Raw genomic sequence first — 20,739 nt, forward strand, 5'->3', positions numbered from 1 at the left:
TCGGTGCGGGAGTCCAGGCGGGCCGCGAACGGGCGGGGGCGGTGGGCGGTACGGATTTTGAGCATGGCGGGGCACCTCAAGGGGGCGGATGGGGGAGCGTGAGGGTAGTGCGCAATCACGCTGTGCATGCAAATGATTGCTTTCTGGTGTCAATGGTCGGGGCTGCGGAGGTACGGTGACGCCAAATCGGCGTGTGGGACGTGTGACGCACAAGTGGGGGCAGCGATGACACAGCGGAAGGTCAAGCGGGGGACGACGGCGAGCTCCGCGATCATGTTCGGTGCGGAGATCCGCTACGCGCGCGAGTCGGCGGGCTACACGCAGGAGGAGCTGAGCAAGCTCCTGCACTGCGACCGGACGGTGATCTCACGGACCGAGGGCGGGAAGCGGAAGCCGTCGGTCGAGGAAGTAGAGGAGATCGAGCGGCTGTTGAACACCGGCGACCTGCTGACGCGGCTGTATGGCCGGGTCGACTGGGGTGCGGCGACCGAGCACCCGGACTGGTTTTGGGACCACGTGGACCTGGAGGCCGTCTCCGTCGGGGTGCGGGTGTACCAGGATCGCGTGGTGCATGGGCTGTTGCAGTGTTCGCAGTACGCGCGAGCACTCTTCGCCACTGGCTATGCAGCTGGAAATCCGGAGGAGATCGAGGAGCTGACCAAGGCCCGACTCAGTCGACAGTGTCGCTTTCTGGCGCCAAATGGTCCGCTGTTGATCGTCATTCTCGATGAGAGCGCCATCCGTACGGTCATCGGCGGGCCCGATGTGATGAGAAGCCAGATGGAGCACTTGCTGAGGGTGGCTCAGCTTCCAAACATCGTCATTCACGTGGCGCTGTTCTCGAGTCGGCAGGCTTTCATCAACACGGCTATGGTGTTGCTGGAGCTGCCGGATGGGCAGCGCTTGGTCTACTCGGAGAGCCTCGATCGGGGGCATCTCGACGAGGATTCCGTCAGTGTGTCCAAGCATCATCGCCGCTTCGATCAGCTCCGTGGTGAATGTCTGTCAGAGCGCGAGTCGCTTCGGCTGATCGCCGAAGTGCTGGAGGGTTTCAAAGATGATGAGCAGCAAGCTCGCTGTAACCGCTTGGCGGAAGAGCAGCTACAGCGGCAACAACGGCGGCGACTGCATCGAGGCGGCCCCCGGATTCCCCGGCCTCGTCCCCGTACGTGACTCCAAGGACCCGCACGGCCCGGTCCTCGTTTTCCCGGCCGTCGCCTGGGAAGCCTTCGTGTCGGCCGTCCGTGAGGGCGACTTTCCGGCGTAAGTCTCCAAGGAGGCAGCTGTGTTGACCTGGCGAAAGAGCAGCTACAGCGGCGGCAACGGAGGCGATTGCATCGAGGTCGCCCTCGCCTGGCGCAAGAGCAGCTACAGCGGCACCAACGGCGGGAACTGCATCGAGGTGGCCCCCGGCTTCCTTCCCGACGCCGTCCCGGTGCGTGACTCCAAGGACCCGCGCGGCCCGGTCCTCGTTTTCCCTGCGGCCGCCTGGGAAGCCTTCGTACGGGCAGTCTGTGAGGGCGACTTCCCGACGTAAGACCTCCGAGGAGCTGGCGATGGTGACCTGGCGGAAGAGCAGCTATAGCGGCAGCAACGGAGGCGATTGCATCGAGGTTGCCCTCACCTGGCGCAAGAGCAGCTACAGCGGCGACAACGGCGGCAACTGCATCGAGGTGGCCCCCGGCTTCCTTCCCGACGCCGTCCCGGTGCGTGACTCGAAGGATCCCGACGGCCCGGCCCTCGTCTTCCCCGCCGCCTCCTGGGACTCCTTCATCGCCGCTGTCCGGGCCGGCGAGCTCCGGCTCTAGCCGGTCATCCCCTGTCGCACCCGAACGATTTCGATCAGTTCCGGTGCGTCGGTGGTGCCTTGAGTAACCAGGCCACTACGGTCGATCACTGTGCGCACATGACCTGCTCGCATCGACCGAGGCGGTACCTCCATGGCACAAGAACCCCGTATCGACGTTGCCCTGACGGCCCTCAAGGAGGGTCAGGCGGAGCCCACCAAGGCCGAGTTGGCGGAGATCGCCAACTCGATCTCGCCCGGCGCCTGGTTCACCAGCGCGCTGTCGGGCGAGCGGGCCGGCCGCGACGCCGACGTGACGTGGGAGCTGACCGGCTCGCCGTACAAGGGGCAGACGGCGACCGGGCAGGCGGCGGTCTACTACGCCAACCCGAAGGTCGGCCTGCGCAAGCCCTTCCTCTTCGCGGACGGCTTCAACTACGGCCCGAGCGACCTCCCCGGCCTGTTCGCCTACTTCAGCACCGCCGCCGACGGTGGGCCGGGCCTCTTCGACCAACTGCTCAGCCGGGGCTACGACATCGTGCTGATCGGCTTCACCGAGCGGCACACCCACATCCAGGCCAACGCCGGGGTCGTGATCGACGCCGTCTTCCGGTCCATCGCGGAGCGCATCGGTGACGAGCGGCTGACCGTCGGCGGGGTGAGCATGGGCGGCATCATCACCCGCTACGCGCTCGCCAAGCTGGAGACCGAGCGGATGGACCACCAGACGGGGACGTACCTCTCCTTCGACTCGCCGCACAACGGCGCCTGGATCCCGCTCGTCCTCCAGCAGATGGCGTACTTCTTCGAGGACTACACCCCGGCCGGGCCGGACGGCGTCAAGCAGGCCGACCTGATCCGCAGCCCCGCCGCTCAGCAGCTGCTCTGGGCGTGGGTCGAGAACGCCAAGTACTCCGGCCCGGTGGCCACCTCCAGCGACCTGCGCAAGGAGTTCCTCGCCGATCTCGCGCGGGTCGGCAACTTCCCGCAGATCCCGCGCAAGCTCGGCGTCTCCAATGGCCGCCGCGACGGGGCCGGTCTCCCGTTGCCGGCGGGCGAGGTGGCCTTCGACTGGCAGGCGCTGATCGCCAGCGCCACGGCCCGCTTCCAGCCGAACAAGGGCGACAAGCAGCGGATCGGCGGCATGCACCTCGGCCTTGCCGTGCGCCGCAGCACCACCAGCGACGTCCCGGCGCTGGACGCCGTGCCCGGCGGGACCCTGGACTCCTTCGGCAAGGTCGCGGACGCGCTCAAGGCGAAGATCTCCGAGGACTACCGCAGCGGCACCTTCGTACCGGCCGTCAGCGCGGTGGCGCTGGACTTCGACCCGGCGAAGTGGGACGTCGACCCGGCCGCCGCGATCACCGACGCCGCCCTGGAGAACGGCCACCTGGACGCCGTGAAGTTCGACGACGCCAACACCGAGCACAGCCACGTCTCCCGCGTGCTGGTCGACTGGATCGTCGAGCAGCTCAGCTACTGACCCTCCCACCTGGTTCGGAGCACCCCCGCGGATGGGCTAAGCTATTCCACATCACCCAGATGCGCGGGTGGCGGAATAGGCAGACGCGCTGGATTCAGGTTCCAGTGCCCGAAAGGGCGTGGGGGTTCAACTCCCCCCTCGCGCACATATGAACGGCCGGTCGACTCAACAGTCGACCGGCCGTTCTGTTGTCCGGAGGCGCCGTCTCGGCGCTTGTGGGCCCAGTGACCGTCCCCGTGTTTGTTCAGGCCGCTTGTTCGAGACGGCCGGTGGGGGCCGGATGTCGAGAGCTTGGTTTTGCGCCGTCAGGTTGGGCGGCGGCGTGGCGGTTGGTCGCCGACGGCCGCCAGATCGCACCGGTCCACGGCGCCGGCACGCGCCGGAACTGGGTGCGGACGACGTAGGCCGGCGCAGCCACAGAAGCGACGCAAAGGCCTCGTTTTGCCAGAACAGGACCAATCATCTGATTTCGGATGAGTATCTATGCGGATAGAGACCGGCTGATCACCGAAATAGGTTTCCTGCTGACCGAAGGTTGTCGGGAGGGGTGAGCCAGTGGGCGATCTCAAGGTTGACCCGGGCGAGATGTACAAGTCCGCAGGTGTGGCGCGGGCCATCGGCGAGGACTTCGCGAAGCCTTGTCAGGCAGTCGCTACTGCCAGTCACACGGCTGTCAGCCAGCTGACGGGTTGGTCGGTGGCCGCACGCCGTGTCGGAGCCCGACGTCTGGGCGCTGCCGCGCTGGCGCCCTGCCTGCCCGTGATCCTCGGAGGATGCGCGTCCGCGTCAGGCCCCAGCGATCCTCTCCCGGTCAAGGCCCGCCAGGATGCCCAGGGCTGGGCCAAGCACATGACCGAGTACATGGCGCAGACAGCTGGAATCACCCTCGACACCGGCAGCGTCGAGCCGCTCTTCAGCGACTGTGTCGGCAGGAACGACGAGGTCGTCAAGGACGGCCGGTACAAGCTGTCGTACGCGGTCCACAGCTCCGCCCCGCTCGAACAGCACCCCGAAGCCATCCGCAAGGTCCGCGCGATGCTTGAGCAGCAGGGCTTCAAGATCGACGGCTACCGGGAGAGCGCCAACGGCAAGGTGGACACAGTCCTCGACGCATCCCAGGCGTCGAGCCGGTACCTGATCACCGTTGAGACCACGAAGGGAGGACTTCTCCTCTTCCTGGTCAAGACCCCCTGCCTGATGCCTCCCGCAGCAACGGAGACTCCTCGCTGACACCACCTTGCCGCGGGGCGGTTCCCTGGCTCCTCCCTCTCAGGTCGTCCCTCGCAGGCCGTTCAGCACCATGTCCGTCAGGCGCTCCGGCAGATCCGGCTCGATCGGGCGGTGACCGAGCAGGCAGCGGGTCTGGAGTGGGGCGCAGAGCAGTTCCAGTGCCAGGGCCGTGTCGGTGCCCGTCGGGAGTTCCCCGCGTTCGACGGCCCGGCTGACGATGACGCCGGCCTGGTCGAGGCGGGACTGCCAGAAGGTCTGCCAGGCCTCGGCGAGGTCGGGGTCGTCGGAGCTGAGTGCGGCCGCCCGGGCGACGGAGCGGCCGGTCGGGGTGGCGAGGTACTCGGCCAGCGCGCGGGCGAAGGCGGCCAGGTCGGTGCGGACGGCTCCGGTGTCGGGGACGGGGATGCCTTCGTTGCTGCCGGTGAGCATGGCGTCCAGCACGAGCTTCTCCCGGCTGCCCCAACGCCGGTACACCGTGGTCTCGTTGACCCCTGCGCGGGCCGCGACCGCGGCGATGCTGAGCCGGTCGATGCCCTCCTCGGCCAGCACCTCCGCGGCGGCGGCCAGAACGGCCTGGCGGACGCGCGCGGCACGGCCGCCCGGGCGGCGGCGGATCGTATCCGGCGCTGGCTCCGGCTCTTCTTCGGTCATGTGTCGATCACCTCGGCCACCACATTAACGCAAGAGCGCTTGCATTAGGTGCCGCTCGGGCGCATAGTCGTTAATGCAAGCGTCCCGGCTTTAAGTGCAGCAGGAGGCACCACTATGTCCTTCACCTGGCCCCTGGACCCGCAGGACCTGTTCGTCGAGCGTTACCCGCAGATGACCCTCGGCCTCCCCGCCGATGAGGTGGACGCCGTCCGCGCCGCCGTCACCGAGATGTGGCCCGACCGGCCCGGCAGCTGGGTGTACGAGTGGTCCGCCCTCGCCGCCCGGCACGCCGAGGCCGGGCGCCACCGTCTGGCCGCGCAGGCGTACGGCTGGGCCAAGTTCCCCTCGCTCGCCGACGACCCGAAGCGAACCGCGCTCGCCCGCCAGGTCGGGCAGTACGTCCTCGCGGCCCCCGGCTTCCCGGTGGAGTTCGAGCGCCGCATGGTCACCGTCCCGTACCGCGGCGGCGACGCCACCCTGCCGATCCACCTGATGGCCGCCCCCGGCCTGCCCGCCGACGCGCCGGTCGTGCTGGCCAGCGGCGGCGTGGACTCCTGGAAGACCGACCTGCACGGCATGTGGGAGCAGCTCGCGTTCACCCTCCCGGCGCGGCTGCTGCTGTTCGACCTCCCCGGCACCGGCGAGACCGCCCACCTGCCGATGACCCCGGACGGCGGGGCCGAGGTCATCGCCGGACTGGTCTCCTTCGCCCGCGCGGCCGGCAACGGAAAGGTCGGCCACTTCGGCATCTCGATGGGCGGCTACTACTCCGCCCGGACCGGACTGACGGGGGCGGTGGACGCCTCCGTGGTGCTCGGCGGCCCGGTGGAGCGCTCCTTCGCTCCCGGTCGCGGCTTCGCCTTCGGCATGGACGGCATCGTCGGCAACGCCCTGGGCTTCGACGCCGCGCCGAGCGGGGCCGAGCTGGAGAAGGCCTTCGCGGCATTCGACCTGCGTCCGCTGCTGGACCAGGACGCCAACGGGCCGATGCTGGTGGTCAACGGCACTGAGGACGTCCACGTCCCACTGGACGACACCCTGGTGTTCGAGGGGCGCCGGGACACCCGGGTAGAACTGATCCCGGACACCGGCCACTGCGCCATCTCGCGCTTCGGCGAGGCGATGGCCGTGATCACCCCTTGGCTGAAGGACACCCTGGCCGGCTGATCCGGCGCTCCTGCCGTAGGGAGCTCACCGTGGCAGTCGGTTCAGGTCCGGGACGGCTTCCTTCGTCTGGGACTGTGTCGGTTCGCCACGCAGGAGCGGCCGGTCGACTCGACAGTCGACCGGCCGTTCTGGTTCCACAGCGGCGGAGGGGTGTCGATCGCACCGACACCCGGAGCCGGCTGCCGATCAGGCGGGGATGGGGCGACAGCCCTGCCCGTTCACCCACAGGCCGCCCTCGGCCCAGCCGCTCTGGCACTGGTACGCCCCGCCCGAACCCCGGTCGATGAGGGTGAAGTTGCTCAGCGGCCCCCAGGTGGTGCTGTCGCAGTCGCGGCCCATCACGTTCGGCAGGTCGGCGTTCACTTCGTTGCACCGGATCACTTCACCGACCCGCTTGCCGGGGACGCCGTGCGCGCTCCCGTCGGCCGCACCGGCGGCGCCGACACCGGTCAGGCCCAGGACGGCGGTGGCCATGCCGGCGACGAAGATCAGTCGTTTCATGAGGAAACCTCCTTGATGGGGATGGGGCTCCGCAGACAGTTCCCTTGCAGTCCACCCGCGTATCGACCCATTCGCATGAACACGTCATCCCGTTGCGTGCCCTGGCGACGGCAGCGAACCGAAGAGGCCGGCCGCCCCGACATCACGTCGGATCGACCGGCCTCTTCGCCGTCCGGAGGGTCAGGCGATTCTCACGCTCGCGCCGAACTCGAACGTCTTGGTCTCGCCCGGGTTCACCACACCGATGACGGGCCCCTCGCAGCCCGGCCGATCGTGGACGTCGGCGGGCTTGTCGGTGAGGTTCTCGACGATGAGGGGCCAGATGTCGCTCTGGTAGCAGCCCGAGGGGTTGTTGTAGGTCTTGAACCCGACCCGCAGCTGACCAGTGGCCGCCTGGGCCGAGCCGGGCACCGCCACTGCCACCGCCGCGGCCAGGGCCACCGCGCCGAGCGCCTTGCTGATCCGTCGCATGTCGTCACTCCAGAGTGTCCGGGGAGCCGCCGCGGATGGCGGCTGCGCCGGAGGACTGCCCCGATCCGCCGCAGGTCACAGCCCTGCGGGGGCCGAATCACCTGATCGGGCGCCCCAGGCCGCCGCCGTGCGGTCGGCGGCCCACTCGCCACTCCTTACCTGCCGCTCGCTGCTTGCCAATCACCACCTGCTACTTGGCGAAGCGGACCTCCGGGAAGGCCGCCGAGGGGCCGTCCAGCAGTCGGCTCGGGCGGTTGAGCAGGTGCCGGTCGAAGAACGCGCCGAGGTACGCCCGGGTGGCGGCGAGCGCACGGTCGCCCTTGATGGTGCCGTACTGCTCCGGGGTGGTGTCGGGCGGCAGCTGGTCGCGGACACCGAGGGAGTCCACCAGCCAGTGCATGTCGCAGAACGACAGGTGGCCGGCCTCCGGCAGGTCCAGCCAGCGCTTCCAGCCGGTCAGGTGCTGCCAGGTCTCGTCCCAGTTGGCCGTCGCGGGCCTGCCGGCGTGCCGCTGGGCGCCGAGCAGCAGCACCGGGCGGGCGAGGCCGTCGGCCGGCAGCGGGGCGAAGAAGTCGCCGTCCAGGTTGGCGGCGGCGCGGATCCGCCGGTCCTCGCTCATCGCCTCGACGGCGCTCGCGCCGCCGATCGAGTGGCCGGCCGCGCCGATCCGGGAGCGGTCGACCTGCAGTCCGCGGACGAGCCCGGGCCCAGGCGCGGTCAACTGGTCGATCAGGAAGCTGATGTCCTTCGCCCGACTGCGGGTGACCTCGGCCGCCCGCTGGTCGTCCACGTGATCGCAGATCAGGCAGGTCTCCACCCGCCCGTCGGGGAACTGCACGACCGTCTCGTACGTGTGGTCCAGCGCGGCCACCACGTAGCCCCGGGCCGCGAGGTCCTCGGCGAGGGCGGTGAGCGAGGTGCGGCTGTAGCCGTAACCGGGGGAGAGCACCACCACCGGGTGCCGCCCGGGCGCGGGCACCGTACGGGCCTTCACGCCCGTCCGCACCTCGCTGACAGCCGGGGTGCCGAACAGCGCGGACGACACCTCGGGCGAGACGTACGGCAGTTGCTCCCCGTGCTCCCCGCGCGCGGGCTGTGCCGGGTACCAGAGAGTGGCCATCAGCTCGCGACTGGCGGCGTCCGCCCGCCAGGGGTCGTGCCGCGTCTTGTCCACCAGGTGCACCGACGTCGCGCCGACCGGCCGCCGCGTCGTCGGCGCGGGCACCTGGGGCGCCTCCGTCTCGGCACTCAACGAGAGCGTTCCGGCCGTCGGAGAAGCCGCCAGCGCGGCCTGCGGGCCGGCCAGCGAAATCAGGACGGCAATGGGCACGGCGAGCAGCGCAGCAGTCCGCCACCGAGAATTAGTCGACATACCGTCACGCTAGGCCCGCCCCCACCCCCACCGCGTCCTGCCCACGACGTAACCCCCTCCACCCCAGGTCGCACCCGCCACGCCGCCCACGCCCCCCACCCGGACACCCCCACCTCCACCCGCCCGCCCTTGCGCAAGTCGCCCCCCTTTGCACAGAGTTGAGCGCCCCGGCGGCCCTTCCCGCCTTGCGGCGCATCGGAGCTCCCACCGGCCGCGCCTCCGACTCCGGCGCCTGCTGGCGGTTCCTCCGATGCTGTAGACACACGAACCCTGAACCCCGCCCGGGATCACCGATCTTCGGTTCGAGGAACATCCATACGACAGTGCGATGTCCTCCCCTCGCCGTCCGAGGACACATCGCCCGAGCTGACTGCTGGACCGTGACCCTGGATTGCACCCATCTCGCGAGGGCCGGTTCCGCACTACCTGCCAGTACTGCGCCCGTGGCTTCGACGCCGCCCGCAACTAGCCTCGCTGCTGCGCCGCCGGTACGTGCTGCGGCAAGCGGCTCTCCCAGCTGACCCTCGCCTGCAGCCACTCCGTACTCAAGTTCGCCCTGGAACATGCCGTCTGGAGGAAGAGATACCGCGCAACGTCGCCCGCAACGTCTGTACCGGCACACCTCGACCCCGCCGCTCCGAACCCCTCACCGCCAACGAGGCCCGCACGCTCCTCGCCGCCGCCCAGGGCCACCGTCTCCACGCGCTGTTCGAGTTCGCCCTGCATACCGGCCTGCGGAAGGGGGAACGCCTCGGCCTGCGCTGGGAAGACCTCGACCTCGCAGATGGCACTGCCAGCACCCGCCGAACCCTCTAACTCCGGTGGCCTGATCGCCCTGCCGACCAAGACTCAGAGCTCCGAGCGGCGCATCGCGCTGCCCACACCGTGCCTACGCTCACTCGCACAGCACCGCGAACAGCAGCGCCAGGAACGCGAAGCCGCGGGCGCGGGCTGGAATCACAGCGGCTACCGCTTCACCCGGCCCGACGGAGCCCCGATCGAGGGAGCCACCCCCTCCCGACACTTCACCGCCTTGCTCCGCCAAGCCAAGCTCCGCCGCATCCGCTTCCACGACCTCCGGCACTCGGCAGCGACCCTTCTCCTGGAACAGGGCGTCGAACTCGTCGTCATCAAGGAACTGTTGGGCCATGCCTACATCGGCGTGACCGCGACGGTGTACGCCCACGTCCGACTCCGCCTCCAGCGCGACGCCATCGACCTCCTCGGCAACGCCCTCCGCGACCCTGCCTCCCGACCCGACGACGGCGACGAACTACCACTTTGTGCAGCACCTGTCCGCTGACGTTGCCGTCAACTACTGCCGTCAAGACGCCCAGAAGCCCCGCCGAAAAACCCCAGCGGGGCTTCTGGGTAATTCTCGCTTCAAATACCGAATGGAACTACGGGAACATTAGGTCGAATTCTTCCAGTCGCCGGAAGAGCGTTTCGGTCAGCGCCTGCTCCGTCTCCTCATCGCGCGGCCCGAATAGCTGCCAGTGATCAGATCGTCCTGGCATAGCCGCTCGAATGATGAGAGATTCCCATCCGAGATTCTGCCCGTACCCTAGATCACGGACGAGCCAATCGCGAAAGCCTCTCAGCCATTCAGCGTCAGCGCCGATCTCATACCCTCTAAAGAACGCCACGTACATGCTGTACGAGCCATCGAGCCCGAACATGGACGGGTACTTCTGCAGGTTGGCCACCAGCTCAGATCGGTTCATGGGATCGGCGTCCATTTCAAGATGTCATGCCCGTAGCCCCAGCGGGCATTGAATTCATCCATCGGGACTCCAGTTCTACCGGAGAACCCGTCATAGACTCTTCCATCGCGCACTACAACATCGTGCGTGAACCAACCCTGCTCGGTCTCCATGTAGGGGCCTATACCGTACAAATTATCCTTGCCGGGCGGATTCATGACATTCGACAGGCGATAGATTTGCCCGCCGCCAAGCTTTTTCTGAATTTGCTTAGCTACATCCTCGCAACCCGACCAGCAGCTCGGGTTCTTAACATTCTGAGGCTTCCAGTTGACCCCCAGGTCTCCGCAATTACTATTGTGCACCAATACCGGCGTGGTTCCGGCGAGTACATAGTACGTGTGAACGCCAGCAACGGTGAGGTTGTGAACTGTGTCGTCCTGGGTCCACTGGATGATGGATTCGACCCGAACGTGGCTTCCGTCATCAGTGTGGAGAGCGTCACCCGACTGAAGGTCGGCTGCATCGACCCATCGGCCCTTGCTCTCCACCCAGAAGGGATGGTGATCGGTTGCCGTAACAAGTCCTGATGTGGACTTCTCATCGCTGCCGTTAACGGCTATCTTGACCAGATTCTTTTGGCCGGTCCCGGAGATTGTCGCCGTGATCGGTCGAGTCGAGGTTTCACCAGTGGCCGGGTCGCTCGCAAGAACGGAGTCGCCAACCTTAAGGTCCTCTATGGGTTCAGTCGAGCCGTCAGCGAGGAGAACGAGGGTTCCGGAATCGAAGCTGTTGCAAGGGATGAATCGTCGAAGCGACGATTTCGCCGAGGATGCGGCCAGCATTTCTTCTGCTGATGCACCCGCTTCGCCGACTGCCCCCAGGGCGCCTGCGGCCGTTTCCTCGCCGCTCCGCTTCCCGGATTTAAATTGATATGAATTTGTGTTCGCCCCATTCTTCTTGGCGAAATCCTGGGTCTTTTTCGTGGCCCCCTTGCAGTCGTTGACAAACCAGCAGATTGGATTTACGATATTTTCTACAGTTTCGACAAATTTGACGGTTCCCGTCAGGAATCCCCAGCCTACATCAGATGCGGAGCCAGCTGCTCCATCTCCCTGGGATTCTGAGGTTCCGCAGGGATTCTTGAGTACGTAGTAACAGGGTTTTCCCCCGTTTGGCTGCGAGTTACAGAAGAGACCTTGGCAGGTGGAGCCGCCCCCTCCGCAGGAATCCTTGATGCCGTCGGCGCAAGGCGCGAGTCCAGTGGGGTCGCTAAGGTTGACTGGGTTGTTGTTGCTGTAGGCGTAGCCGTTCCATTGCTGGGGGTCCCCAGGGAGGAGTATGGGGTCAGGGCTGACGAAGCGGCCAGCAGCGGTGTCGTACTGGCGGGCGCCGAGATTGGTGAGTCCGGTGGTGTCGTCCTTTGTGCCACCGACGAAGCCCTTGGTGCCGGCCCACTGGTTGGCGCTGGGTTGGGTGCCGCGGGCGTTGCCGAACGGGTCGGTGGGGCGGCGGGTGACGGTCTGGGTCGCGTTGGTGTTGACCTGGAGGCCGCTGGTGCCGTGCGGGTCGGCGGCCTGGATCAGGACGGTGCCTCCGCCGATGGCGGCGGTGACACGCGTGTAGGTCAGGCCGCCAGGGGCGGCGATGGACCGGACGTTGCTCGTGGAGCCGCTGGCCGTGTCGAGGGTGAGCTCGTCGGTGGGCAGGTTGAGCGTGGTCTTGCCGGGGTTGCGGCGGATGAGCTGGTTGCCGTCGGCGTCGTACAGGTAGGTGGTGGCGCCGGCCTGGCCGGTCTTGGTGACGGAGTCGAGCTTGTCCTCGCCGTTCCAGGCCAGGGTGGTGGTACCGCCGGTGTCCGTGATGGCGGTGGTGTTGCCCTTGGCGTCGTACTGGTAGCTGACGGCCTTGGTACCTGTCGGCCCGCTGGTGGTGGAGGTGAGCAGGGCGTGGGGCCCGCCGGTTCCGCCGCCGGTGTTGGGGGCGTTGGTCGGGGAGTTGGTGCTCTTGGCGACTCCGAAGGTCTGGGTCGTGGTGATGTCGTTGAGGCTGTTGCCGGTGATGTCGTGCTGGACGAGGCCGGTGCGGTTGCCGGTCGCGTCGTAGGTGTAGGTGTTCCAGTAGGGCGCCGGTCCGCCGACGGTCCGTCCGCCGGGGTTGACGGTGGCCGGGCCGTTCGCGTTGTTGCAGCCGCCGACGCCGGGCACGGTGGTGGAGCTGCCGGTGCCGTGGACCTCGCCTGAGGAGTCGGTCCAGTCGGCGGTGGTGGAGGTGCCCGCGGTGTCGGTCCAGGCGCCGGTCAGTCGGCGGAGGTGGTCATAGGTGAAGCACTGGGTGTCGGTCGCCGAGGCGTCCTGGATGGTGGTGGCCGAGGTGATCTGGCCGGACTGGGTGTAGGTGTAGCTGGTGGGAGGTGAAACTCCGTTGTTCGGGGGTGGGGCTCGCGGTGATGATTTCGGGTGTGGCTGACACCAGGTTCGAAGGCTCCGCGTTGCGGCCGTACCCCAAGATCTCGGGGAGGGGGCGGCTCTCCGCGTCCGGGAATCGGGAGTGGGTCGCGGTGGAGAAGGTGCACGGGGCGCACTTCGCCGTGGTCTGCGAGGGGGGTGCGGTCCGTCCGGCCAAGCGGCGGGAGCTCCTGGGCGAGGACGAGTTGGACGGCTTCTTCGGCGTCAGCCGGGTCTGGCCGGCGTTGGCGGTGGCGGCCGCCCGGTTCGCCTCGGCGGTGTGTGAGGCGGCGGGAGGGGGTGCAGGTGGGAGCGCGGGTGCTGTGGTGACTGTTTACGGTGAACTGGCCGGCGGGTGCTACCCGCACCCCGATGTGTCCGCCGTCGCCGCAGTCGAGCCCGTGCAGACCGGCGTCTGGTACGCGCCGGGGCTGGAGTGGCTGCTCTTCGACGCCACCGTCGACACCGCCGAGGGCCGGTCCTGGATCTCCGACCGCGACCTGCGTGACGCCGCGGCCACCGCCGGCCTCGCCTGCGTCCCCTTGATCGGGCGTGGTGCGCTCACCGTGCTCCAGGAACTGCCGGCCGCCTTCCCCACCCTGGTCCCCGCGTTCCTCGGGCTCCCCGAACTCGCCGACAACCTCGCCGAGGGCTACGTCCTCAAACCCGCCGGCACCTGGCGGGAGACGGGCCCCGAGGCGGTCGGCGCGCGTCCGGTGGTGAAGGTGAAGCAGCAGGCCTTCGCCGAGGACGAGCGCTACGACGGCGCCCGCCCGTACCTGCCGCCGCCGCAGGGCGCGGCCGGGGTCCCCGCCTGGCTCCTGGTCCAGGCTGCGGCACTCCTCACCCCTGCCCGGGCGGCAGCCGCCGTCAGCAAGCTCGGTCCGCGCGCGCCCGAGGACGTCGTGGCGGCGGAGCTCACCCGGGACGTGTCGGAGGAACTCGCCGAGGCGGTGGGGGGATTGGACGGTGACGTCCTGCGCGCGCTGGAAGCCGCCCTCGGACCCGGAGCGCTCTCCCTGCTGGCGTTCGACGCCGAGGACCGGCGCTCGCCGACGAGCCGGCCCGGCTGACGGGCTGACGGGCTGACTGGTCGGGCTGGTCAGGCCGGTCGGGTCGATCGGGCGCGGAAAGATTCCTGAAGAAAGTCGCCCGCCCATGTCGAGGGCCCGTCGCCGACTCCGACCGAAGGGTGACAGCGCAAGGGTGGGCGGGGCGTGGGGGTGGGAGGGGCGTTCGGGAAAAATATGTCGGTCGGTCTACTGATTCCTTGCCGTCATCCGGGTGGTGCGCGCACAGGAAGTCGGTCTGGCCGACTTCCCGTGCGGATGGGGGCGGTGCAAGTGGGCGATGGAGAAACTGTAGACCGGTCTACATATTTCTTGCCAGCGGGTGCGTCGGCGGTCGAGGGTGGGTGAAGGGGGCGTCGAGGGGGGCTTCCGCCTGGGGTGGGTCGGGCCCATCATGGGCTCCCGGTCCGAGTCCCCGGTCGAGGGCTCCGGGTGAGGCTCCAGGAGGCAGCAGAGATGACGATTCCCTTCCCTGTCCGGATCCAGGCCGCGGTCGTCCGGGGCGCGTACGCGCTGCCGGAGGGGCTGCGGCGGGCGATCGCGGGCGCGCCGGTGGTGCGGGACGGTCAAGTGCTCTCGCTGGACGCGCAGTTGATCCTCAAGTTGCAGCGCCTGTCGAAGGCGGCCCTGGTGCTGCCCGCCGGGGTCGGGTCGTCGCGGGAGGCGATGGAGCACGCGCGGTACCTGGTGGGCGGGGCGACGATCCAGCCGGTCGCCGTCCGGAGCGTCGGAATCCCGCAGGAGTACGGCGAGTTGGCGGCCACGCTGTACACGCCGGGCGGGCTGGCGGCGGGCTCCGGGCTGCTGGTGTACCTGCACGGCGGGGGCTGGGTGGTCGGCAGTCGGGCCAGCCACGACCACGTGGTGCGGTTCCTGGCGCAGCGGGCGCAGGTGCGGGTGCTGTCGGTGGAGTACCGGCGCGCGCCCGAGCACGCGTTCCCGGCGGCTGCGGACGACGCGCTGGCCGCGTTCGACTTCGCGTACGCCAAGGCGGCCGACCTGGGCGCGGATCCGGAGCGGATCGCGATCGGCGGCGACAGCGCGGGCGGGAACCTGGCGGCCGTCACCGCACAGGCGGCGGTGCGGCGGGGCGGTCCGGCGCCGGTGTTCCAGTTGCTGCTGTACCCGGCGGTCGACGCCTCCGTCCGGCGGCCCTCGCGCGACCTGTTCGCCGACGGTTTCTTCCTGACCAGCGCGGACATGGACTGGTTCCTGGACCGCTACGCGCCCGCGCCGGCCGACCGGACGGACCCGCGCCTGTCGCCTCTGCTCGCCGCCGACCTGTCCGGGCTTCCGCCCACGTACGTCGGCACCGCGGGCTTCGACCCGCTGCGGGACGAGGGCGAGGCCTACGCCGAGGCGCTGAAGGCGGCCGGGGTGACGGTGCGCCTGAGCCGGCAGCCGGACCTCATCCACGGCTACGCCAGTTACCTCGGCATCGGCCGCCGCTTCCGGGAGGCGACGGCGGAGGCGGCCGAGGCGCTGCGGCAGGCGCTGGGCGCCGCGTAGCGCGCAACCAGGGGCGGTACGGATCGGAGGCGCTCGGCGCAGCACCGGGCGGGGGCTCGTTCGGAGGACTCAACGGCCCCTGCCCGCCTGCTCGTTCAGGCCGGGATCCACCGTGCCGCGGCGAGCTCCGACGCCTGCGCGCCGTGCGCGAGGAGATACTCCGCCACCGATCCGTGGTGACTCCGGATCGACAGCAGCGCGCGCCGCAGATGCACCTCGCGTACGGGCAGGGCGTTGTGCGCGGCCCCGGCCGGTGGCTGGTTGGTCAGGCCCAGTTCGTCGTTCGAGCGCAGGAAGTCCTGGAGGACCTCCGCCTCGGAGGCGCCCAGCAGCGTCTGCAGGACGGCGACGACGACTCCCGTGCGGTCCTTGCCCGAGGCGCAGTGGACCAGGACCGGCGCGGCCTCGCCCCCACCGGCGAGCAGTCGGCGCAGAACGGCCACCGACGCCGCGCCGGCGCGCTCGGCCATCAGTGGGTACAGCTCCAACTGGTCGGCGGGCCAGCGTCGTTCGCTGAAGACCGGTGCGTGCAGGTAGCGGGCGTCGACGAGGTCGACGGCGTCCGGGCGCTCCGCCACCTCCGGGTTGCTGCGCAGGTCGACGACCGTCCGCAGGCCGAGGCGCCGCAGCGTGTCCGCACCCTCCGCCGCGAGGCCGTGTAGGCCGTGCAGGGCGGCGGAGCGGTACAGCACGCCGTGCGGCAGGGAGCCGACGCCGCCGGCGTCGCGGAAGTTCCGTACGCCGGTGGGGGCGACGCGCTCCGGCCCTGCCCCGGGGTGGTCGGTGATCACGCCTCACTGTATCCGGGGGCGGAGGAACCGGAGAGGGCGGAGGGGGCGGCTGGGGGAGGTCACGGGCGAGAAGGGGCGCGGGAGTTGTGGTCGTGCGCCCGCCCGGTGCTGCGCAGGGGGTTCTCGGCGGCGGGCTCTTATTGTACTGTCCGTCTAATAAGCGGGTGAGCGGGCACCCGTAGGGGCAGGCATCTGGAGGCAGCCATGGCTCTCACCAACGCGGCGGCAGGGCGGGCGGCGAGTGCGCACGGGCACACCGCAGCCGACGACGACGTCTCGAAGCGGCTGCTGGAGTCCGCCGCGACCCTCTCCTGCGACCCCTCGACCGAGATCGACTGGGACGCGCCCCTCCCAGCCGACCACTACGGCCTCAACCCGGAGTGGAGCACCCTCTACGGCACCCGGCTGTGGGGCGAGATGACCGAGCAGCAGCGGGTCACCCTCACCCGGCACGAGGTCTGCTCGATCATGAACACCGGGATATGGTTCGAGATGATCCTCCAGCAGATGGTGCTGCGCGATCAGTACCTGAAGGACCCCGCCAACGCCGAGTTCCAGTTCGCGCTCACCGAGATCGCCGACGAGTGCCGCCACTCGATCATGTTCGCCCGCGCCTGCGAGAAGATGGGCGTCCCCGCGTACCGGCCGAACAAGGTCATCGCCCAGGCCGGGCGCGCGTTCAAGGCCCTGGCGAAGGGTGAACTCGCCTACGGCGGCATCCTGGTGGCCGAAGAGGTGCTCGACGTCATGCAGCGCGACTGGATGCGCGGCGAGAACGTCCTGGAGATCGTCCGCGGCACCTCCCGGATCCATGTGGTCGAGGAGTCGCGGCACATGAAGTTCGCCCGGCAGGAGATCCGCGAACGGGTGCGCCACGCCGGCCCCGCCCGCCGCCGCGCCTCGGCCACCGGCATCGCCGTCGGCGCGTACGTCATCGTCTCCAGCATGGTGCACCCCGGGGTCTACCGGGCCGCCGGGCTCGACACCCAGCGGGCGATCGCCGAAGTGCGGGCCAACGAGCACCGCAAGGCGATGATGCGCACCAGCTCCCGGCACCTGATCGCGTTCCTCGCCGAGACCGGACTGCTCACCAGCCGCTCGGCCGCCATCTACCGGCGCATCCACATGTTGTGACTGCACGTCAAAAAAGGCTCCGACTCCCGCACTTCACCACCTGTAGCGAGGGACCCCACCCCGGCCATGGCCTACGCGATCACCCGGACCTGCTGCAACGACGCCTCGTGCGTGTCCGTCTGCCCGGTCAACTGCATCCACCCGACCCCGGACGAACCGGAGTTCGGCACCACCGACATGCTGTACATCGACCCGGCGGCCTGCATCGACTGCGGCGCCTGCGCGGACGCCTGCCCGGTGGACGCGGTGTTCCCCGTCGACCGGCTGCGCGGGCCCGACGCCGTGTTCGGCGACCTCAACCGGGACTGGTACCGCGATCACCCCAACGACCACGCCTGGGGCGCGCCGACCTTCCCGCGCAGCCTGCCCGACGGGCTCGGCACGCTGCGCGTCGCCATCGTCGGCACCGGCCCGTCCGCCGGGTACACCGCGCAGGAACTGCTGCGCAGCACCGGCGCCGAGATCACCATGATCGACCGGCTGCCCGTCACCGGCGGCCTGCTGCGGCACGGGGTCGCGCCCGACCACCAGTCCACCAAACGCATCGCGGACAGCTTCGCCGGCGTCTTCCACGACCCCCGGCTGCGGATGCACCTCAACGTGGACATCGGTACCGACCTCACCCACGAGGAACTCGCCGCCCACCACCACGCCGTCGTGTACGCCGTCGGCGCGGCCGCCGACCGGCGGCTCGGCATCCCCGGCGAGGACCTGCCGGGCAGCCTGCCCGCGACCACCTTCGTCGGCTGGTACAACGCCCAACCGACCGTGCCCGCCGACGCGGTGGAGCTGTCCGGGCCCGGCGCCGACCGGGTGGTCGTCATCGGCAACGGCAACGTCGCCGTCGACATCGCGCGCATCCTGCTCACCGACCCAGACCGGCTCGCCACCACCGACATCGCCGACCACGCCCTCGCCGCACTGCGCCGCAGCCGGGTACGGGAAGTCGTGCTGCTCGCCCGGCGCGGGCCCGCCCAAGCGGCCTGGACCAAGGCGGAGTTCCTGGCGCTGCGGCAACTGCCGGGCGTCGAGGTGGTGGTCGAGGACCACCCGGAGGTGCGGGCGGTGATCGAGGAGGCGGCCGGGACGATCGCTGCGCCGACCGCGTCGGACGCGCGGGCCGCGCTGCTCGCCGGGCTGCCGCTGGTGGCGTTCGACGGGGGCGCCGAGCCGGCGCCGGGCCGGCGGATCGTGCTGCGCTTCCTGTCCGCGCCGACCGCGCTCACCGGGTTCACCCCGCCCGGTGAACCCGGTGAACCCGGTGAACCCGGCGAGCCCGGCGCGTCTACCGGGGTCGGGCGGGTGACGGGCCTGACCGTCGCCCGGACCACCCTCGCGGGCGGCCGGGCAGCCGAACCGACCGGGGAGATGGACACGCTGCTGGCCGGTCTGGTGGTGCGCTCCATAGGGCACCGGGGCGTACCGGTGCCCGGGCTGCCCTTCGACGAGCAGACGGCGACGGTCGCGCACCGGGGCGGGCGGGTCGTGGACCCGGCGACGGGGCGGCCGCTGCCCGGGGCGTACGTGGTGGGGTGGGCCAAGCGCGGGCCGTCCGGGGGGATCGGCGCCAACCGGGCGTGCGCCCGCGAGACCGTGGGCGCGCTCCTGGACGACGCGGCGGCCCGCGCGCTGGCCGCCCCGGCGGCGAGCCGCACGGACTTCGACCGCCTCGTCCGCCACCGTCGCCCGGACGCCGTCGGGCTCAAGGGACTGCGGGCCGTGGAGCGGGCGGAGCGCGCCCGGGGCGAGGCCGAGGGCCGCCCCCGCGTCAAGCTCGCCACCGTCCCCGAGCTGCTGGCGGCTGCCCGCCGACGGTAGACGGGCAGCGGGTTGATGCTGGTCGGCGCGAAAGAATATGTCGGTCGGTCTACTTAATCTGAACCGGTTGCGCACAGGAAGTCGGACAGGCTGACTTCCTGTGCGCGGGCTCCATCGAGCAGCCGAATGTAGACCGGTCTACATATTTCCCCGGGAGCAAAAAAGGCCCCCGGCCGACGGCGTGCATCGTGGAATCGTGGAATCGTGGAACGGAGGTTGAGCCACCTCGCCGGGTCGCCGAACCGGCGCGGTCCGACTCGATCGAAACTCTCCCGCACGGGGGTGTTCTGCGCCGCAACCTGGTCGCCGCTACGACGTTGAACCGGGCATGGACAACAATGCCGCACCGCTCGGTGCTTGGCGAGGACTCTCGTTGGCGGCAGAGACCGGCTGGGTTCCCGACCGCCACATCCTCAGGGCGCTTCATGCCACGACGTTCGGCAACCGGTGGTTCACCCAGATCAGCGCGACCGAGCTGGCGGGCCTGGCCGCCATGCCCGATGCGGCCGTCGTGCTCGGAAGCCGACGCGGCTACTTGGCGGACAGTCCGGGGAACCAGGCCCTCGCAACCCTGCTGCGCGAACGGCCGGAGGAGTTCGGGCTGGCCGGCCCCATCATCCTCGGTGCGCAGAGCCTGCACTGGGAGCCGGACCGAGCGGCCGGGGCGGGGCGGCTCGGGCTGGCGGGGGTGCAGTGCTTCGACGGGTTCCAGCGACTCGTCACGATCGCCCACATCTCCCGCGAACTGCCGCCCGCGGACCTGGCCAAGGCCGTCCTGTCGGTCATCGTCGTGACCGGCGACGGCCGCCACCGGGTCCGCGAGTTCTGCGACCAGACCGATCGCTACGTCAACTTCGCCGTGCCGCAGGACAACCTCGCCCGTTGTCCGCACCTGCTCGCGGTGCAGGCCGAGTTCCGGGCGGAAGGGAGCTACTTCGATCCCCGGCGAGGCATCGTGGCCGGGCCGCACCCGGTGGGATTCACGCCCGCGGACGTGTTCCGGTCGCTCGCGGCGCTGTCGGCCGCGCCGCGCCCTTATCTGAGCCATCAACTCCACACCACTGAAGGCCTGGACGCGCTCTGGTCGGACATCACCGGCGCCCCCTACCGGAGCATCGTGCACGAGCACCTGCGGGCGACCAGCGTCCAGGTCGCGGTGGAGGCCAGGCGCGAGACGCAGAAGGCCGTCGCCCGCATCCGAAAGCGTCATAACACAGGCTGCTACAAGCTGTTGGAGTACGCGCCTGAGCTGGTGACCTGGACGGCCTGCCGGGTCCTTCCGCTGGAGAAGCTCTACGACGGCGGCAGGAACGCGCCGCGCTGGACCGACCTGATCCACGGGGTCCTACCGGCCGAGACCGAGCGGGTCGCCCACCAGCTGGTCGCCTCCTACGAGCAGCTGCGCGGCTCGAAGCACATCTTCAAGCTCGCGGCGCCTGAACTCGACCTGTGGCTGGAGCTCGTGGACGACGTCCTCGGCCGGGCGTAGTCGGCCGGTCCTCGTCGGCGGCCCACTCCGGTGGATCCCGGGCGGCCGCCCGCCCGCACCCCCCCCGCGGGTGGGTGTGGACCACCCCGCGGGGGGGCGGGGGGGGGGGGAGGCAGC

19 protein-coding genes, 1 tRNA gene and 1 pseudogene are annotated in these 20,739 nt (G+C 69.7%); 14 read left to right on the plus strand and 7 right to left on the minus strand.

All coding sequences use genetic code 11. The features are described from left to right. Window positions 1-225 precede the first annotated feature (225 nt). The 7 genes from ACFVHI_RS29935 to ACFVHI_RS29965 all read left to right on the plus strand — a co-directional run bounded on the left by ACFVHI_RS29935 (window position 226) and on the right by ACFVHI_RS29965 (window position 4,499). The gene (locus tag ACFVHI_RS29935; protein ID WP_380344645.1) at window positions 226-1,173 is read left to right on the plus strand and encodes a Scr1 family TA system antitoxin-like transcriptional regulator; all 948 of its coding nucleotides are present in this window, start codon (window positions 226-228) and stop codon (window positions 1,171-1,173) included. Further along, window positions 1,130-1,267, plus strand: coding sequence for a DUF397 domain-containing protein (locus ACFVHI_RS29940; RefSeq protein ID WP_380344718.1), 138 nt, complete (start codon window positions 1,130-1,132; stop codon window positions 1,265-1,267). The genes ACFVHI_RS29935 and ACFVHI_RS29940 overlap by 44 nt, the downstream gene beginning before the upstream one ends. Window positions 1,268-1,288: 21 nt before the next feature. Continuing rightward, a complete protein-coding gene (locus tag ACFVHI_RS29945) occupies window positions 1,289-1,537 on the plus strand; it encodes a DUF397 domain-containing protein (protein WP_380344648.1) in 249 nt (82 codons plus the stop codon). A gap of 19 nt (window positions 1,538-1,556) precedes the next feature. Next, complete coding sequence (locus ACFVHI_RS29950; protein WP_380344651.1) at window positions 1,557-1,808, plus strand: DUF397 domain-containing protein; 252 nt, start codon at window positions 1,557-1,559, stop codon at window positions 1,806-1,808. Window positions 1,809-1,940: 132 nt separating this feature from the next. Continuing rightward, window positions 1,941-3,269 (plus strand): hypothetical protein, encoded by a 1,329-nt coding sequence (locus ACFVHI_RS29955; protein WP_380344654.1) that lies wholly within the window; start codon window positions 1,941-1,943, stop codon window positions 3,267-3,269. A 61-nt stretch (window positions 3,270-3,330) separates the two neighbouring features. After that, window positions 3,331-3,414, plus strand: a tRNA-Leu gene (locus ACFVHI_RS29960). A 410-nt stretch (window positions 3,415-3,824) separates the two neighbouring features. Further along, window positions 3,825-4,499 (plus strand): hypothetical protein, encoded by a 675-nt coding sequence (locus ACFVHI_RS29965; protein ID WP_380344657.1) that lies wholly within the window; start codon window positions 3,825-3,827, stop codon window positions 4,497-4,499. Window positions 4,500-4,538: 39 nt separating this feature from the next. Here the strand turns inward: ACFVHI_RS29965 and ACFVHI_RS29970 are convergent, their stop codons facing one another. Beyond that, window positions 4,539-5,150, minus strand: a complete 612-nt coding sequence (locus ACFVHI_RS29970) for a TetR/AcrR family transcriptional regulator (protein WP_380344660.1) — start codon at window positions 5,148-5,150, stop codon at window positions 4,539-4,541. Between the two features lie 114 nt (window positions 5,151-5,264). On the opposite strand from ACFVHI_RS29970, the gene ACFVHI_RS29975 reads away from it, so the two are divergent. After that, complete coding sequence (locus ACFVHI_RS29975; protein WP_380344663.1) at window positions 5,265-6,317, plus strand: alpha/beta hydrolase; 1,053 nt, start codon at window positions 5,265-5,267, stop codon at window positions 6,315-6,317. 186 nt (window positions 6,318-6,503) lie between these two features. Here ACFVHI_RS29975 and ACFVHI_RS29980 read toward each other — a convergent pair whose 3' ends face one another. From ACFVHI_RS29980 to ACFVHI_RS29990, 3 genes are all read right to left on the minus strand, one after another. Then, window positions 6,504-6,818: a hypothetical protein gene (locus ACFVHI_RS29980; RefSeq protein WP_380344666.1), complete on the minus strand. Its 315-nt coding sequence runs from the start codon at window positions 6,816-6,818 to the stop codon at window positions 6,504-6,506. 180 nt (window positions 6,819-6,998) lie between these two features. Next, on the minus strand, window positions 6,999-7,289 hold the full coding sequence (locus ACFVHI_RS29985) for a hypothetical protein (protein ID WP_063349432.1): 291 nt from the start codon (window positions 7,287-7,289) through the stop codon (window positions 6,999-7,001). A 190-nt stretch (window positions 7,290-7,479) separates the two neighbouring features. Further along, the gene (locus tag ACFVHI_RS29990) at window positions 7,480-8,661 is read right to left on the minus strand and encodes an alpha/beta hydrolase family protein (RefSeq protein ID WP_380344669.1); all 1,182 of its coding nucleotides are present in this window, start codon (window positions 8,659-8,661) and stop codon (window positions 7,480-7,482) included. 412 nt (window positions 8,662-9,073) lie between these two features. Here ACFVHI_RS29990 and ACFVHI_RS29995 point away from each other — a divergent pair. Beyond that, window positions 9,074-9,964, plus strand: a pseudogene (locus ACFVHI_RS29995) (tyrosine-type recombinase/integrase); the annotation flags it as partial. Window positions 9,965-10,061: 97 nt separating this feature from the next. Here the strand turns inward: ACFVHI_RS29995 and ACFVHI_RS30000 are convergent. Further along, window positions 10,062-10,400 (minus strand): hypothetical protein, encoded by a 339-nt coding sequence (locus ACFVHI_RS30000; RefSeq protein WP_380344672.1) that lies wholly within the window; start codon window positions 10,398-10,400, stop codon window positions 10,062-10,064. Next, complete coding sequence (locus ACFVHI_RS30005) at window positions 10,382-12,571, minus strand: polymorphic toxin-type HINT domain-containing protein (RefSeq protein WP_380344675.1); 2,190 nt, start codon at window positions 12,569-12,571, stop codon at window positions 10,382-10,384. Before ACFVHI_RS30005 ends, ACFVHI_RS30000 begins: the two co-directional genes overlap by 19 nt. Before the next feature lie 254 nt (window positions 12,572-12,825). On the opposite strand from ACFVHI_RS30005, the gene ACFVHI_RS30010 reads away from it, so the two are divergent. Together ACFVHI_RS30010 and ACFVHI_RS30015 are read left to right on the plus strand one after the other, a co-directional pair. Further along, on the plus strand, window positions 12,826-13,884 hold the full coding sequence (locus ACFVHI_RS30010) for an RNA ligase family protein (protein WP_380344678.1): 1,059 nt from the start codon (window positions 12,826-12,828) through the stop codon (window positions 13,882-13,884). Window positions 13,885-14,337: 453 nt separating this feature from the next. Then, window positions 14,338-15,390 carry an alpha/beta hydrolase gene (locus tag ACFVHI_RS30015; RefSeq protein ID WP_380344680.1) on the plus strand — a complete coding sequence of 351 codons (1,053 nt, stop codon included), beginning with the start codon at window positions 14,338-14,340 and terminating at the stop codon, window positions 15,388-15,390. 95 nt (window positions 15,391-15,485) lie between these two features. Here the strand turns inward: ACFVHI_RS30015 and ACFVHI_RS30020 are convergent, their stop codons facing one another. Continuing rightward, the gene (locus ACFVHI_RS30020; protein WP_380344683.1) at window positions 15,486-16,181 is read right to left on the minus strand and encodes a tyrosine-protein phosphatase; all 696 of its coding nucleotides are present in this window, start codon (window positions 16,179-16,181) and stop codon (window positions 15,486-15,488) included. Window positions 16,182-16,385: 204 nt separating this feature from the next. Between ACFVHI_RS30020 and ACFVHI_RS30025 the strand changes: the two genes are divergently transcribed. The 3 genes from ACFVHI_RS30025 (at window position 16,386) to ACFVHI_RS30035 (ending at window position 20,622) form a co-directional block, all read left to right on the plus strand. Next, window positions 16,386-17,315: a diiron oxygenase gene (locus ACFVHI_RS30025; RefSeq protein WP_380344686.1), complete on the plus strand. Its 930-nt coding sequence runs from the start codon at window positions 16,386-16,388 to the stop codon at window positions 17,313-17,315. Between the two features lie 66 nt (window positions 17,316-17,381). Continuing rightward, window positions 17,382-19,133, plus strand: coding sequence for an FAD-dependent oxidoreductase (locus ACFVHI_RS30030; RefSeq protein ID WP_380344689.1), 1,752 nt, complete (start codon window positions 17,382-17,384; stop codon window positions 19,131-19,133). Window positions 19,134-19,506: 373 nt separating this feature from the next. After that, window positions 19,507-20,622: a hypothetical protein gene (locus ACFVHI_RS30035; protein ID WP_380344691.1), complete on the plus strand. Its 1,116-nt coding sequence runs from the start codon at window positions 19,507-19,509 to the stop codon at window positions 20,620-20,622. Window positions 20,623-20,739: the final 117 nt, after the last annotated feature.

Source organism: Kitasatospora sp. NPDC127121 (genome assembly GCF_042677305.1).
In the GTDB taxonomy this organism is placed as follows: domain Bacteria; phylum Actinomycetota; class Actinomycetes; order Streptomycetales; family Streptomycetaceae; genus Kitasatospora.

Coding starts and splice junctions, on each gene's coding strand:
- ACFVHI_RS29935 (WP_380344645.1), top strand. CDS start 226: ATGACACAGCGGAAGGTCAAGCGGGGGACGACGGCGAGCTCCGCGATC.
- ACFVHI_RS29950 (WP_380344651.1), top strand. CDS start 1,557: ATGGTGACCTGGCGGAAGAGCAGCTATAGCGGCAGCAACGGAGGCGAT.
- ACFVHI_RS29955 (WP_380344654.1), top strand. CDS start 1,941: ATGGCACAAGAACCCCGTATCGACGTTGCCCTGACGGCCCTCAAGGAG.
- ACFVHI_RS29970 (WP_380344660.1), bottom strand. CDS start 5,150: ATGACCGAAGAAGAGCCGGAGCCAGCGCCGGATACGATCCGCCGCCGC.
- ACFVHI_RS29975 (WP_380344663.1), top strand. CDS start 5,265: ATGTCCTTCACCTGGCCCCTGGACCCGCAGGACCTGTTCGTCGAGCGT.
- ACFVHI_RS29980 (WP_380344666.1), bottom strand. CDS start 6,818: ATGAAACGACTGATCTTCGTCGCCGGCATGGCCACCGCCGTCCTGGGC.
- ACFVHI_RS29985 (WP_063349432.1), bottom strand. CDS start 7,289: ATGCGACGGATCAGCAAGGCGCTCGGCGCGGTGGCCCTGGCCGCGGCG.
- ACFVHI_RS29990 (WP_380344669.1), bottom strand. CDS start 8,661: ATGTCGACTAATTCTCGGTGGCGGACTGCTGCGCTGCTCGCCGTGCCC.
- ACFVHI_RS30000 (WP_380344672.1), bottom strand. CDS start 10,400: ATGGACGCCGATCCCATGAACCGATCTGAGCTGGTGGCCAACCTGCAG.
- ACFVHI_RS30015 (WP_380344680.1), top strand. CDS start 14,338: ATGACGATTCCCTTCCCTGTCCGGATCCAGGCCGCGGTCGTCCGGGGC.
- ACFVHI_RS30025 (WP_380344686.1), top strand. CDS start 16,386: ATGGCTCTCACCAACGCGGCGGCAGGGCGGGCGGCGAGTGCGCACGGG.
- ACFVHI_RS30030 (WP_380344689.1), top strand. CDS start 17,382: ATGGCCTACGCGATCACCCGGACCTGCTGCAACGACGCCTCGTGCGTG.